The sequence below is a fragment of the Pedobacter terrae genome (assembly GCF_900100705.1).
GTDB classification, from domain to species: Bacteria; Bacteroidota; Bacteroidia; order Sphingobacteriales; family Sphingobacteriaceae; genus Pedobacter; species Pedobacter terrae.
The window spans coordinates 1-14,897 of the sequence record NZ_FNCH01000037.1 but is presented as its reverse complement, the minus strand read 5'-3'; the positions used below and the strand labels follow the sequence as shown (position 1 = coordinate 14,897).

Here is a 14,897-nt window from a genome sequence, read left to right as displayed (position 1 = left end):
CGTTCAATACAATTGCAAGGTCCATCCAGAACCATTACACAACAATATTGAACTATTTTGATAACAGATCAACAAATGCAGCGGCAGAATCTTTCAATGCAAAAATCAAAGCTTTCAGGGCTCAGTTCCGTGGTGTTAAATGCGTTAAGTTTTTCCTCTATAGACTAATGCAATTATATGTTTAAAACATTTATCCCACAACTTTTGGCATTGATCCAAAAAATGGGGATTAATTTTAGGCATAAATTTTAGCTAATCGGAATAGGAAGAATTTCACATTTCTCACTTCCCTAAATTGGGTTCTTAATGCTTTTATCTTAGCATTAAAAGATTCAGCAGATGCATTTGTGCTTCTATTTGTAAAGTAGTTCAATATCGTTTCGTAGTTGTTCTGGATTGTTCTTGAAATTGTGTTAAAGGATTTGAATCCAGTGACTTCTACCTGATTGTACCAAATAGCCAGCTTTTTAAAAGCAACTATCCTATCTTTGGATGCGTTAAGTATAATGGATAAACTCTGGCTTAATTTATAAGCCTGTTCCAGATCAGGGTACAAACCAACTAGCAGTTCTGCCCGGAGTGATCAGTGCTTCTGCATTTTGGTATTTCTCAAACCTGGCTCCAGGTTTTTTAAGTGCATTGTCCAATACTTTGATAGCAGATGGGTAGTCTTCTTTAATTGAAGCTAAACTTGAATCTTTTTGGCGTGCCAGATTGAAAGTATTATTATGTTTTTATCAGGCGGTCAAAGGACTTTCTACTATAGTTATTACTGTTCATTTTTTTAGTCCATGCTAACGTTATAAAAATTGAATCGATATTTTAGCAGAAATAGTCAGTTAACACAACTCACGTAAATTGAAAAATTATCGTACTTCGATTGAAAGGATTTTTCTTTTTTAAAGAATGCTGTCTTTTCGATACGATTGTAAAGTACGTTCAAAAACATCAGTGTAAATTTGCATTCTTTTTGTGAAATAGAATTTAATATTTTTTCAAACAAAACATCAAAAACTTTTTCGGAAAAGGGATTATAAAAATATAAGATCAAATTATTTTTATCAGTAAAAACAAAATCCAATATATTTATACATATTGATTCTATATTTCGGCATTTCTGAATTTTGTTTTTGTATTGTATAATGTTTTTTTCTGCGATGTCGTGCAACTTCCTCGAAATTTCTATTCCAATGATTTTATTGAAGGGATATTCTGAAGCTATTAGTAAGTTTCGCCCTATTCCAGAACCGACATCTATAAAAGTTGAGTTTTCAAAAACAATATCTGTTTCTTTAAGTAAACTAAAAATTTTATAGACTAAGTCTATGGACGTTGGAACATAACGCACATAATTGGATATATCAAACTCTGAAACAATTTCTTCAAAATCAAAATTATCTACGATCATGCTAGTAGTTGTGTTGAATTTTTTATCGAATCCGCATCCAATTTCTCGCTCTCTAACACGGTTTTCAAATTCTACATTTTTGGTAATAAATAAAATAACATCCGAGATCGTTAGTTTATCTACAGTAGCTATTTGAGTAAGGAATGTCCGAATATTATTTAAAGCTTTTTCACCGTAAATATTATTTAATCCATCAAATAAAAACTCGAAAAATTCATCGAGGCTTTGAATAGCTTTAAATTTCGCTGGATTTTCCTTAATCAATTTTAAAATAGATTTTGATATTGTGTAGGGGCTAGTTTTTTTAATAAGCTCTTTCATTGAAAAAAGAATTAAAACTCAAGAATAGGGTTTATAAAAAGTTCAATTTATCTTTATTGTAACTAAAACTTCTAAAAAGATGCATCCAGGTTAGGCTTAGATAGTTTTTCTTTGAGATCCATTTCTTTTTCCAATTCCTTAAAGGAAATGTACTCAATATTAAAGCGATCTATTTTCTCATGCGATGCTAAATTTAAAATTATGTCGGGAAATTCAACATCAATTTCATAGGTTGAATATGAAATTCCTTCACAAACTACTTTATTATTTTCAACCCTTATTTCTTCAAGAGATATATGGAGCCCTTTTCCATTAGCTTTAACAACCGCCTCTTTGGTCGTCCAATATCTGTAGAACTGACTTTTCCAGTCCTTCGAGTCTTTAATGAGCCTCCATTCAGAAGGCGAAAATACTTCTCTGTACTCACTAATTTCAATATCACGTATTTCCTCAACATCTAATCCAATGGAGCTTATTTCAGCAACAGCGCAGGCAACATATTTTCCTGAATGTGATATATTAAATGCTGGCCCATTATCAAGATAGGGCTTTCCATAGGCTGATATCTTGATACTGTTGATCAATCTAAGCAATCCCATATTTGATAAAGCTTTCTCTAAAAGCAATAGACCAGCCATTGAGGATAGGGCTGAGATCCAATCGCGTTTTTTTAAAATACTTTCCTGCCAAAAAATTGGAAACCTATTCAGATTACTCAAAATCAGTGACGAATTTTTAAAATTCTGATCTAGTTTCGTTAAGAAAATATTGACGGTAGCCATTTTTTCTAAACCTTTGGTAGATTCAAATTTATTCAATTTTGTAGGAATGATGTTATTGCTTGACAATGCGGCCAGAGGCTGTTATTTTCTGATTGATAACTCTTCCTGTTCCTGTATAAATGACTGATCCTGAAGCGGATAATCGAGCGCTTATTGTTTCGCTTGCTTCAAAAGTTACGCTTCCTGAACTCGAAATTGAGATATCAGATTTTTTAACAGTAAATCCTTTTCCAAGAAACTGTCCAGAACCGGTAATCCTAATGTTAGCCTGATTCGATCTTCCAGAAATTTTTATAGATCCTGAGCCTGATATATTAGCCGTAAACTGATCAAGCTCTGCTGTAATAGAAATTGCCCCAGAAGCCTGGTTGTTTACTATTAAACTATTTGTTTTGACTGGACTGGCAACAGTTAGACTTCCCGCTCCTCGGTTGAGAATGGAGTTTAGGGTTTTTGTGCTTATCTTAATTATTCTGTTCTGAAAGTTCATTTGTGGAGAAAAGGTTTTTTTTACTATGATAAAAAGCGTCCCGCCTCGCTGAGAAATTTTAATGTCATTAACTAAATCTTTTACAGCAGCTAAGTCCACAAATGATTCACTCCCAATTGAAATTTCTACTGGGAAAGGGGTGTCTATGACTATAGATTCAAAATTTCCATATTTTTCCTGAGCAGCAATTACACTGCAAAAAAGAACTTGTAAAATGAATAGCAGAGGTATGATCTTTTTCATGGGCTGTAGTAATTTTAATTTAAATTTATTTTCAAGTGTATTATTTAATGTTCTGTTTTTAAGGCGTTTCTAGGTTAGAAAATTAACTTTCTGATTTCTTCACTATAGCTTCGGCTAACCCGCATTTCCATTCCATTAACCAAAATAAGAGTAAGTCCTGAAAGATCTCTTCTTGCCTCCCGCACTGAGGACATTGAAACAATGCTGGAACGATGAATACGCCTAAAAAACTGGGGATCGAGCTTTTTATCCAATTCTGAAATGCCTCTGTTACTGAGGAATGTTTGGTCGGCTGTTCTTATAATGCTGTAATCACCACTAGCCTCAATGCAAATGATGCTTTCTGTGAGAATATTAACAAGTTTTTGTCCTTGTTCAACCAAGATTCGTTTAGGGTATTGGGTTATTGTTAAACTATCAGAAAGCAATTGTAATGCTTTAGTCATCCCAGCATCATGTAAATTTATTTTTTGCACCGCTTGATTTAACCGCTCCCGCGTATATGGTTTAAGGATATAGTCGACTGCATTTACCTCAAAGGCCTGTATTGCAAAATCGTCATAGGCAGTTGTAAATATAATTTGCGGAATATGCTCTATTTCTTGAATTACTTCAAAACCACTTTTTAACGGCATCTGTATATCCAAAAATACTACATCAGGTTTTAATTTGTTTATCGAAGAAATTGTTTCATTACCATCTTCACATGTGGCTATAATATCAAGCGATGGGTAGGCTTTCAGATATTCTGAGATTAATTTTAACGCAGGTTTTTCATCTTCTGCAATTAATATTCTTTTCTGGATCATACTACGTTGTAATTGGGTGTAAAAAAAATAAGTAAAATACGACTGGTGGAGGATTGAAAAATGTTAAAATCCCTCACAAAGTCTTTGTGCATGGATAGCGTATTTAATTTTGCCAATTCAATAAATGATTTTCTTGAAAGTGGTTCTGAAAGAGTGATATTCGTCTCAAAACGAAGAACTTCAGAAACCCTGGATATCTCCAGAATAATGTTAATTTTTCTATTTCCATATTCTTGTAATACTCCTATTAAATTCATAAAAACCGAATTGAGAAACATTGGTGGACACTTTCGCTTATTTAATATGATATGTTGGGTAGCAACGTCAAAATTTATAATGTTTTTTTTGGGGTCATTTTGAAGATTGATGTAATTGATAAAAAACTCTAGTTCTGATGACAGTAATGTTTCTTCAACTTTTGAGGCATTTAAAATATACCGATAAGTTTGTGCCAATTTTGCAATCGATTCCCGGGTGTCTTCCAATTTGGCTGGAATAGAAGCGTTTATCGAATTTAGTATATTGAAAAGGAAATGTGGATGCATTTGTGCGCTGAGCACATTTTTTTCACTTTCATGATGTAGTAACAACAAGTCGCGTTCCTTTATCCGGAGAACCTCAAATTGTTCAAAATAATCTTTGGAATGAAAGAATCCAAAAGCAAATAGATAAAGCAGTGCCGTGTCATAATAAAAAGAGTTTCCGAATATTTGTAATTCTCGCAACCATCCATTTGAAAGTTTCATTACTGTTATCCAAATTCCAATAAACATCAAACAATATACAAGGTGCATTAATCCTGTTACAATCAAGTTATTTGATTTTTTTTTGATAAAGGTTAAATAATAAAAAGGTTGTATTATAATGATACGTAATAGAAAGGATTTTAAGAACTCAATATTCATTATCCAATTTGGCTTATTCTGAAGATAGAATCCTAACCAATAGACAATCCCGAGAATGAGATAGAACCAGATGAGCATCTCGAGCTTATTTACTTTGTTCGATGTTTCTATCGCTATATTTTGCTGGTTAAAATCTGGAATCATATGGGATTTTATAAAAAACGCGTAATCCGCTTGGTAGATTTTCTTCAAGTTGAATATTCTCATTAAATAATTGTAACAATCGCTGCCTTGTGTTTCCTAATCCAGTTCCCTTTCTAAACAATTGGCTATGGTTAATTTTTGGAATTCCCTTACCCGTGTCTGAAATAAGTATATGGATATAACCTCCATTGAGATAGATTCTTAATCGAATAGTTGATTCATTCATATTCTTTTCAATTCCATGTTTTACCGCATTTTCAATCAGCGGTTGAATTAGCATGGGAGGTATCATAAACTGGAGACTTTCTTCGGTTATTTCGTACACAACGTTTACCTTTGGATCAAATCTTTCTTGTTCAAGAGTAAGATAGTTTTTTATAAATTCTATTTCATCTGACAATGGGATCTTTTCCTTACCAGAAACCTTAAGCGAGAAAGAAATAAGCTGTGTCAGTTGATATATTAGAGAACGGGTGTGTTTATATTCAAGCGGGATCGAGCTGCCAATTATATTTAGTGAGTTAGATAAAAAGGAAGGTTGTATATTGGATTTTAAGAGGCTGATCTCGTTCATGGTGACCTTCTGAATGATTGCTCGTTCATTTTCCCTGATTTTCTTTTTTTGCAAGTAATAATGGTAGATATGGGCACTGATAAAGAAGAGCACATATATGAGAAATGGCAGGTAAATATCACAATATATATCATTCCTATAGAAATCATTTTTAAGTCGGTTACCATAAACATATGTACCACCTAATGCTGCATATATTTTGCGTCCAAGCAATACCCATAAAAAAATGTAGATAGGACAACAAGCCAGATAAACTCTAACTGTTTTCCATGTATCAGTAATGTACTTACTTTTAAATGAATAAATGTAGAATGGAATAATTAATATGGACAGCAGAACATAATTTAAAAGTACCTGTGACTGCAATTGCCAGTTGAATCTCGAGTCAAAATCCAGATAGGCAGGTTGCCAGAATATTATGCCAATAACAAAAAATGAAGTGGAAATAAAATAAAGTTCTTTTAACCTAATTTTCATAATTTATTTACTATATCAGTTTTTACTGTTTCCAGCTCTTCCTTTCTCAGTATCAGCTCCTCCGTTTCTATCTGATCTATTCTTATTGTTTTTATTCCCAAAACGGTAAGAAAATGTTAAACGAGCAATTTGTGTCTCATTTTTATATTCCACAAAATACGGATTAGTCATCAAAATACTTGAAATTTTTCTGGTATAAGTATTAAAGACATCCGATATTGAAAGTTTTAGATCTGCCTGACCTTCTTTCCCAAAAGACTGTTTCAGACCAATATCGATTGTATATCTTGGCGCAATCTTCACAATGCCATAGATGGTTGATGTCTGATAATTACCGTATAATTCCGCGGAGGTGGTTTTAGTGATAGTGAAGTTGTTGATACTCTTTAGGTTAAAAGCAGTGTTGCTACTATTAAATGATTCATCCATAATATTTGGAGCAGAAAATGAACTTTTAAATATTCCTATTGAGTTATTGCTCGTCCAGAAGTTGCCAACTTCTGTGGAAATGTTAATGTTTAAGTAATAGTTTTTATTTCTGGCTAGGTTTTCATACATCTGATATAAGGATTTTTGAGCGGTATCTGCAAGGATTACTTCTGTAATAGCGTCACGGGTATCACTATATCCAATCTTGGCTGATAAACCCACTTTGGCTTTAGATAAAAAGGAGAGTTCAAATGCGTCTGTATATTGTGGGTTCAGGTTAGGATTACCTTTTCCATAAGTGTACTGATCTAGGTAATATACAAATGGATTTAGGTCCTGATAATTAGGTCTCTCTATACGTCTGCTGTATGATATGTTTAGCTGATACAATTTGGATAATTCATGGTTAATGAAAATGCTTGGAAAGAAATTAAAATAGTGCTTGTTAGTTATCAGCCCTTGTGAAACAGAATTTGCGTTTGTCCTTGTATCCTCTGTACGGAGTCCGGCTTGCAAAGATGTCCTTCCCAATTTTAAATTGTAATTGATATAAGCGGCTAGAATTTTTTCAGTGTATATAAATTTATTACTTAATCTAAAATCCTTATTCCAAATCTCATTTTCGAGTCTTTCAAAGGTCAGGTCATTTTCTGTTCGAACAGAACTTAGTTTAGCACCTAAATCTAATTTTGAATTTTTGCTAAATGGTTTCGCAAAGTCAGCCTTGGCTGATTTAATATCAATTGAATATGGCGAAAAATTTCTGGAGAATTGTTGATATTTTAATGAGCCACTATTGCCTTGATAGAAACTATTCTGATAAGCGGTAAACTGATCACCCGTGAAGCGGGAATAATCCAGATCAACGTTTATTTTTTGACCAAGAGTATCTAACGAACCGGTATAATTTAGGTTTACGGAATTATTGGAAAGAAAGTTCTTAGAGTTATTTGCAGAGACAACTGAGGAATCCACCAATCCCGATGAATTACTAATTTGGGTATTGGTTAAAACTGCTTCGTTCTGGTTAAAGGTATATCCTGAATATGTGGCTCCAACCAAGTGATTGTCACTTATACTATAGTCGATCCCTGCCCTGTAATTATTGCTGATATTCTTAGCAATTGCTCGACTTGACTCACTAAAGAATAATCGTTGTAGAGAGGATTCATTCACTCTGTCTATGAAATAGTCTTGAAATCTTTTGTTGTTGTTATAAAAGTAATTTCCAAAGACATTGATTTTATTTCGCTTGTAATTTAAAACAGTTCCTCCATTTGTCTTATAATAGCCGCCATATCCAAAACCTCCCGTCAATGAACCGTTTAGCCCAGAATCGGAATTCTTTTTTAATTTTATATTAATAATACCTCCGGTACCTGCAGCATCATATTTCGCAGACGGATTAGAGATAATTTCAATTTCCTTAATTGTACTGCCTTCGGTAGAGCGTAGTAATGCGGCGAGCTGTGATTGTGAAAGATATGTAGGTTTATCATTTATCATAACAATAACATTCTGCTTGCCCACAAGGCTTATATTCCCTCCATTTTCGACTGAAACTCCTGGAGCACGTTGTAAGATATCGAGAGCCGAGTTTCCAGCCGCTAAAATACTGTTCTCAATATTCATGACTACACGATCTATCTTGGTTTCAATAAGTGGCTTTTTACCTCTAATGTTTACTTGAGCCAATGAGATTTCATCTCCCATCAAAATCAGTTCCTTGAGCTCTATTTTTTGAATTGCTGAATCTATTCTGATGGTATCAGAATAGGCAGTCTTATAACTCATCAGGCTCGCTTTAACGGAATAGATTCCAGTTGAAAGCCCCGTGAAAATGAAAAAGCCATTCTGATCTGATGCCTTTTTATAAAGAGTGTCTTTTGCCCCGCTTAGCTCAACTGTCGCTCCAGGTAAGGGCAACTTATTTTTGTCGATTACCCTACCAGAAATTTGGCCATCGATTGATTGGCTAAATGCATTTCCTGCTACAAGAAATACAAAGTATATTAGGAAGAATGTTTTCATTATCAATGAATATTTCTATGAAGATAACCTGTCTGATTCACTGATGGCGAAAGCTTTCTTTGGAAGGAAAAAAAATAACTATAAGTCGCATATTTTGGCGGTGAATGAAATTACGTAAAACAGATCAAGACCTGGAATGAACCTGAAGTTTAGCCGGAAGTATAATTTGACCAAAATAATCCAGTTTCTGCATGCGATGTCGATATCTGTCTATCCAGGCTGCCAGTACAAGTTCCTCACCAAAACGATCTCCATTAAATCTTGTCTCTATATTGGTGAACGGAATAATCTTCTCAGCAAATGATTCAATCATGTAATCCTCGGTAACTATTTGTTTTTTAAAGTCATCAAAATTAGAAAACTGATCTTGACATATTACTTGAATAGCCGTCTCGGGATGGTCATAAAAAATAGAATACAGTGAGGTCCACCCAGAATCTAACTGGGCTATAAAGTCTATGAGTCGATCTGAGAAAATAAAAAAATCAGATTCTATATGGATGATCTTCTGATAGCCATATTTCCGGGCAAACTCTATCGAAAATAAATAGCTTCGCCACCATCCAGGAAATTGCATTTGTGATGTTCGTCCCAGTTTTTTATCAAAACGGTATATATGTGGTGATTCTGGATGTACATCAGGTAAAAAATTATCAGCATATGCTATATCCGCATCATAGGCTGAGCCCGAATCATCAATCAATTGTAAGTGTTCTGCATTAAATCTTTTGAGAAGCGGCTCATAAAATTTAATCCATCTATTGTAACGACTCATATCATGGGTTTCGGAGTTTTTTTCTATACTACTGGTGCAGAAAATAAATGCTTTCATTGATTATTTTTTGTGAAGATTGATCATTAAATAATGAGTTATTTTTTTTAACCAATTTTTGTGAACAAAAGTGGTTCTCTGATTGTCCTGGGTGGCATGTAGATATCAGCCTTTAATTCTTTGAGTACGAAGCTATTATAATAGCCGTTCTTAGATTTGTTTTTTTTGTAAAACTGCCATAATGCACCGCTCCATGAAGTGTAGTCGAGAATAATTTTATAAACGGGATATATAAGCACCGAGAGTGCTCTTGATTTTAAGAACTCTTTGGACTCGCTCGGCGCTAACATAATTAATCCCACACACCAAATTATGTAAGATAAATATAGCAACCCTCCAAAGGCTATTATAAAAACTGGATTTGAAATTGTAATAGTCAGTGCGATTATTGGTAGAAACATCACAAAAATTACAACCATTAGGTCATATAGGCTTCGCTTTCCAATATTGGTCAATTTTTTAACTTGCTGGAGGTAATACTTTTTTTCTTTGGCAAAAGTTTCTATGTAGCCCAAATTCCAGCGAACCCTTTGCTTAATTAGTTTTCTTAAAGTTAGTGGTGGTCTGGTTAAGGTTAACACGTTTTTTATGTACTTTGTTTCATAACCCAATTTTAATCCAATTAATGTAGACTCTCGGTCTTCTCCACTTCGAAGTCCACTATGTTGTTCAAATATCGAGATTAGTATGTCCCTTCTGTAACACGATCCGGCACCAGGCATGACCGGAACACTTTGATCACTTTGATGAAATTTGTACATACTTCGGGCAAGAGAATATTCAATCTGTTGAAAAAGAAATGTTTTACCCATGCCTTCAAAGGGTAGCATACGGAAGTAACCACCCATATATTTTTCGTTTTGGTAGATTACGTCGAGTTCAAGCGATAAATTTTCGTGTCCATAGAAATCAGTATCGAAATCTGAAAGAATGATCAGACTATGATGGACCTGTAAAGCTGTTAGATATAATGCTCCAACCTTATTCGTGTTGGGATATACAGCAACAACATAAAAGTTGCATTCTTCATTCTGTACAAATTTTTTAATCTGAGCTAAGCTCCCATCGGTCGATCCATCATCAATGATGACAATGTCAATATCTTGAGTTAGCGTGTCAGCGAGTTCTTGAAAGTATCGTAATCGCTTCAGAATGTTGAATTGTGATAGCTCATTAAATTGGGGAATCAACATCACGACTTTTTTTGGAATCAATGGTGCAGGGGTTATCCACTCCAGTTTAATTTCATTTCGAGATAAGTTGTTAATCATGGTATTTTAGTTTTAGTTTAGAATTTAGGATTGCGTGCTATTGTAGTTATGATTCTTGCAATTTCAGAAGGCCATTGGTGAATGAAAAAATGTCCACCATTAAACAAGTCCTTGGAAAATCGACCTTTAGTATATTGTTCCCAGTTATTGATATTCAACGTTTCTTTCTCATCCGTGCCCATAATCGCGTGTATAGCACAGTTTACAGAAGAAAAGTCTCTTGGATTGTTAACTTCGGCAACACATAAGTCTGCCTTTAATATGGGATAGAAGTATTCAAAAAGATCGTCGTTCTTTAATACTTCGTTTGAAAATCCTCCCATTTCTTCCAGATATGACCGTAATTCTTTGGAGCTTAAAAGATGGTGCTTGGTTTGCCTTTCAAGTGGCCCACAACTGCCACCCACAATTAAAGATGAGGGTTTATGCCCCGTATGTTCGAGCATTGCAGTGACTCTCAATCCCAACAGCGCTCCCATGCTATGACCCATAATTATGAATTCTTCGGTGTCCAATGAGTCGATGATTTGGTTATAAAGATCTTCGGCTGCATCATTAAAATCGTAAATAAGCTTTTCTCTATGTCTTCGCCCTCTTCCTGGCAGTTCTAATACCATGAATTTTAATCCTTTAAGATGTTTTTCTAGGAATCGGTAAGAAAAGCAATTCCCTCCAGCAAAGTGGATTAAGAAAAGAGTTTTGTGCATGGCTAAGTTATTTGATGAAGGAAAGGTTTTTTGTCTTGTAATATGGCTCCACCTCTGAATTCAATAACTCTGCTAGCACAATCGAAATAGTGATCGTCATGGGTAACAGCGATCACAGTTTTTCCAAGTTCGAGAAGATATGGTATAATTTCAGTATAGAAAAATCTTCTAAATCCTGGATCCTGTTCCGCCGCCCATTCATCCAGGACGATAATTTCTTTCTCCTCCATTATCGCATAAACTAATGCAAGCCGCTTCTGTTGTCCTTTAGATAAGGACTTAGAGATAAAGCCATCCTGATTAAGTTCGGGTTTTATTACATGGTCCAGCTTCATAAATTCAAGTAATTTAATTAAGGTTTTATTGGCCTTACTTAGATCAAATTCATTATAATTTTCTTCAAAAAGATAGCAATCCGTAAATACTGCGGATATGGAATCCATATATGTTGAGTAACCACTATCCTGAATCTCACAATCATTATAACTAATCGTACCAGAGGCTGGTTTATAGAGTCCAGTAAAAAGATTTATGAAAGTACTTTTACCACTTCCGTTCCCTCCTGTAATAAATATGCACTCTCCTTTGCTTACCTCTAAGGATATGGGCAGTAATTCGAAAGTACTTTTAGAATCGTGTTTATAATCAAAAGTCACATTTTCAAATCTGATTTTCTGGAATGGTTTAGCTTTAATCATGGGGATGTCCATAAGTCCAGTTTTTGATATTTCAGTTTTTAACTTTTGGCTAAAGCTATCCAGGCGTTCTGCTGAAATATTCAATAAGGTGAACTCCCTCAACTTACCTATCACCATACCAATTGGGCCGATTAGATAAAGTATTGTGATCACAAAGCTGCTGATCGTTTTCAGATTAACTTGTGAAATTGCTGGAATAAGAAAAACAACTGTTCCAATTAGAAAATAAAAAGCATAGGTTCCAAAAAGCTCATTGTTAAGGTATCGATTCAAGCTATTTACAATAAGCTCCTTAGCATTGTACCGATTACTCACTATGTGCTGATTAAATATAGTATCGCTTCTAAGAGAACTCATTTTGATTTCTTTAAAACCATTTAGAAAATCATTTACATTGCCATGAAATACATTTTCAAGGTCTCTCGCCTTGTTAAGATCTCCAATGATTTTTTTGTTTTGATGGTAATAATAGGTAGCAAGGGTGGCTAAAAGAATAATAACAATCATTGCTATAACATAATTAATCCAGAATAGGTACAATACTGATATGAAAATAATAATCACGCTATTAAACGCCTCAATAAACATAATTGGAAAACGCTGTATACGGTTAACATCGTCCATTGCTGTGCGAATTTTGTTTTCGCCAATGCCTAGATACTCCTGGTAGTCTGTAGATCTTAGTCTGTCAAAGATTTCTACGCTAAGTTTCGTTCCAAATTCATGACTGATATTGATAAGATATCCCTGAAAGTAACGAGTTACAAGAAATGAGGTAATGATCATTCCTGAATATATCAACCAATCAAAATTATTTAAAAATGGTAGTGCAACGCCATTTATCTTATTATTGATCAACAATAAGAGTGACGTGGTCCAGATACTGTTCACTAGTCCTAAGAGTACAATCAGTAAATAAATATTCGCAGACTGGCGGCGTAGTAATTTAAATAGTTCCATGATAATGATTTTGGCTGCTGTAAGTGTTGTTATCGGATAGTACAGTTGATTGGAGTTTTTCAAGAAAATCAAAGTATCCATTGATCATTGCATAAATTTCGTCATGGGTATGTACATTATTGTTGAAGTTCATCAAAAGATCTATCCCATCTCTGGTTTTTCGAAAGTTCAAATGTTTATCTATTAGCATTGTATTAAGCTTGATGTCATCGTCACTAAATGCTTCCTTAATATCTAAATTATTATTATTCAACAGGGTCTCTTCTCCTCCTGCATTTGCTTCAGTAAATGATTCGTATACAATATTGGTATCCCAGAAAGGAGTGCCTTCGGGCCAATTCTTTAAATGGTCAAAAATAAAACTCATTAAAGAGTATGCTTTATGGTCTGATGTTTCCTTGTTTGAATTCTTGACTTTTTCAATTATATCTGTTAATGAGTCGGCAGGGTTAATAATTGTTCTGATAATCTCTGTACTTGCAAAACATCCGATCTGATCTTCTGAGCCAATCAGCTCCCGTCCGGAAGTATATGTCCCAATTATGATATCTTCTTTACCTTCAGTTTTATTTACATACATATTCCAGGTGGCCTGAAGTATTGTAAATAAGGTACAGTTAAAAGACCTTGATAATTCATGGATCCAATTCGAATGAATTGGAGGAAAGGAGAAGCCAATCCTTTCCGAAGGTCCAATACTCATTTTCTTTGAATTAACTTCCTCTACTTTTTTCTCCCATAACATATTATTGATAGGATATCTATATTCCCAATAACGCCTATCGTCTATTTCGTTTGCTTTTCTATTTGAGTTTTGAAGGAACATAAAATCGCTTAGCTGAAGTTCAAGAGGTAGCCTGTCTGGATCCTTTGCTTCATTATAGCTATAGTAAGCTGTCAGCAGATCACGATATAGTACACGTGTTGACCATCTGTCAGCAATTACATGATGCCATTTTATCGAAAATAAGAACGTATTCTTATTAATTTCAATCATCCGTGTAAGAAATAGGGGCCCCGTTTGCATATTAAAAACATGATCTTGAAAACGAACAAATTCTTCTTGATAGGAATAATCCATCAATTGGGAACTAGTTGTAAACCGATAAAAATCGGTCAACTTGTAAGACTGTATAGTTTTCATATAATAACTATTGTTTAGCTTTTGAAAACTTGCACGGAGACTCTCATGCCTTTTAAGTACATAGGCAATAGCCTTCTCAAAAGACTCAAGATTTAGGCTTCCTCTTATCGAGAAAGCTGAATATATCGAGCCATGATTTCTTTCCGTTTCCTTGAATTTTTTATCTATTTCATCGTCTACCCAATAGCGTTGTACTGGTGTTATTTCATGGAAATCTTTAGGTAAAATGGAGCGTTTTGGCTGATTAACACAATGTTTTACAATCTCTTCAAGTGCATTTAGATAAGTTTTGGCTAGAGTTTGAACCGTTTTTTTTGCATACATTTCAGCGGCATAGCTGAAAAATATTCTCAACCGCCCTTGGGATACTAGTACTGTGATCGCAAGTTTACGGTTCCCTGCATTCTGAGGTTCTACTGTTTGTCCGGTATTTTCATCTGCTGTTTTTATTGTTCCCTGGTTTTTCAGTACGTTATCGAGTTGACCGAGATAATTGAATATGATCTGGAACGCGTTGGCGTTTCGGATTGATTTTCTTGTTTCTTGGTCCCTGTTGAGGTATGCCAGTGCGCCATAACTGATACCCTTGTCTGGTATCTCCCTGAGCTGTTCCTTTACCGTTCTAATCTTGTCGGACCATTCTGTTTTCCTTCCGATGTCTACCAGCACAGG

Annotated in this window: 14 protein-coding genes; 1 reads left to right on the top strand and 13 read right to left on the bottom strand. The window is 34.5% G+C overall.

Annotated elements, in window-relative coordinates; translation table 11 throughout:
* A partial coding sequence (locus BLR60_RS24125) for a transposase (protein WP_143009146.1) occupies window positions 1-185 on the top strand: 185 nt, incomplete at its 5' end.
* Between the two features lie 50 nt (window positions 186-235).
* On the opposite strand, the gene BLR60_RS24120 is transcribed toward BLR60_RS24125, so the two are convergent.
* From BLR60_RS24120 to BLR60_RS24060, 13 genes are all read right to left on the bottom strand, one after another.
* Window positions 236-568: a transposase gene (locus BLR60_RS24120; protein WP_090505023.1), complete on the bottom strand. Its 333-nt coding sequence runs from the start codon at window positions 566-568 to the stop codon at window positions 236-238.
* Between the two features lie 267 nt (window positions 569-835).
* A complete protein-coding gene (locus BLR60_RS24115; protein ID WP_090505020.1) occupies window positions 836-1,729 on the bottom strand; it encodes a class I SAM-dependent methyltransferase in 894 nt (297 codons plus the stop codon).
* Window positions 1,730-1,800: 71 nt separating this feature from the next.
* Window positions 1,801-2,547 carry a 4'-phosphopantetheinyl transferase family protein gene (locus tag BLR60_RS24110; RefSeq protein ID WP_143009145.1) on the bottom strand — a complete coding sequence of 249 codons (747 nt, stop codon included), beginning with the start codon at window positions 2,545-2,547 and terminating at the stop codon, window positions 1,801-1,803.
* A 16-nt stretch (window positions 2,548-2,563) separates the two neighbouring features.
* Window positions 2,564-3,244 (bottom strand): GIN domain-containing protein, encoded by a 681-nt coding sequence (locus BLR60_RS24105; RefSeq protein ID WP_090505014.1) that lies wholly within the window; start codon window positions 3,242-3,244, stop codon window positions 2,564-2,566.
* A 74-nt stretch (window positions 3,245-3,318) separates the two neighbouring features.
* On the bottom strand, window positions 3,319-4,053 hold the full coding sequence (locus BLR60_RS24100) for a LytR/AlgR family response regulator transcription factor (RefSeq protein WP_090505010.1): 735 nt from the start codon (window positions 4,051-4,053) through the stop codon (window positions 3,319-3,321).
* Entirely contained in the window at window positions 4,050-4,799 is a 750-nt protein-coding gene (locus BLR60_RS24095; protein ID WP_167354816.1) for a histidine kinase, read from the bottom strand. Before BLR60_RS24095 ends, BLR60_RS24100 begins: the two co-directional genes overlap by 4 nt.
* Window positions 4,800-5,085: 286 nt before the next feature.
* Window positions 5,086-6,153 (bottom strand): sensor histidine kinase, encoded by a 1,068-nt coding sequence (locus tag BLR60_RS24090; RefSeq protein ID WP_090505005.1) that lies wholly within the window; start codon window positions 6,151-6,153, stop codon window positions 5,086-5,088.
* 15 nt (window positions 6,154-6,168) lie between these two features.
* Window positions 6,169-8,613: a TonB-dependent receptor gene (locus tag BLR60_RS24085; RefSeq protein ID WP_090505001.1), complete on the bottom strand. Its 2,445-nt coding sequence runs from the start codon at window positions 8,611-8,613 to the stop codon at window positions 6,169-6,171.
* Between the two features lie 124 nt (window positions 8,614-8,737).
* Window positions 8,738-9,445 carry a hypothetical protein gene (locus BLR60_RS24080; protein ID WP_090504998.1) on the bottom strand — a complete coding sequence of 236 codons (708 nt, stop codon included), beginning with the start codon at window positions 9,443-9,445 and terminating at the stop codon, window positions 8,738-8,740.
* A gap of 47 nt (window positions 9,446-9,492) precedes the next feature.
* Window positions 9,493-10,716 (bottom strand): glycosyltransferase family 2 protein, encoded by a 1,224-nt coding sequence (locus BLR60_RS24075; protein WP_090504995.1) that lies wholly within the window; start codon window positions 10,714-10,716, stop codon window positions 9,493-9,495.
* Window positions 10,717-10,733: 17 nt separating this feature from the next.
* On the bottom strand, window positions 10,734-11,423 hold the full coding sequence (locus tag BLR60_RS24070; protein WP_090504992.1) for a thioesterase II family protein: 690 nt from the start codon (window positions 11,421-11,423) through the stop codon (window positions 10,734-10,736).
* A 2-nt stretch (window positions 11,424-11,425) separates the two neighbouring features.
* Entirely contained in the window at window positions 11,426-13,081 is a 1,656-nt protein-coding gene (locus tag BLR60_RS24065; RefSeq protein ID WP_167354815.1) for a cyclic peptide export ABC transporter, read from the bottom strand.
* A partial coding sequence (locus tag BLR60_RS24060) for a condensation domain-containing protein (protein WP_143009144.1) occupies window positions 13,068-14,897 on the bottom strand: 1,830 nt, incomplete at its 5' end. The genes BLR60_RS24060 and BLR60_RS24065, both read right to left, overlap by 14 nt.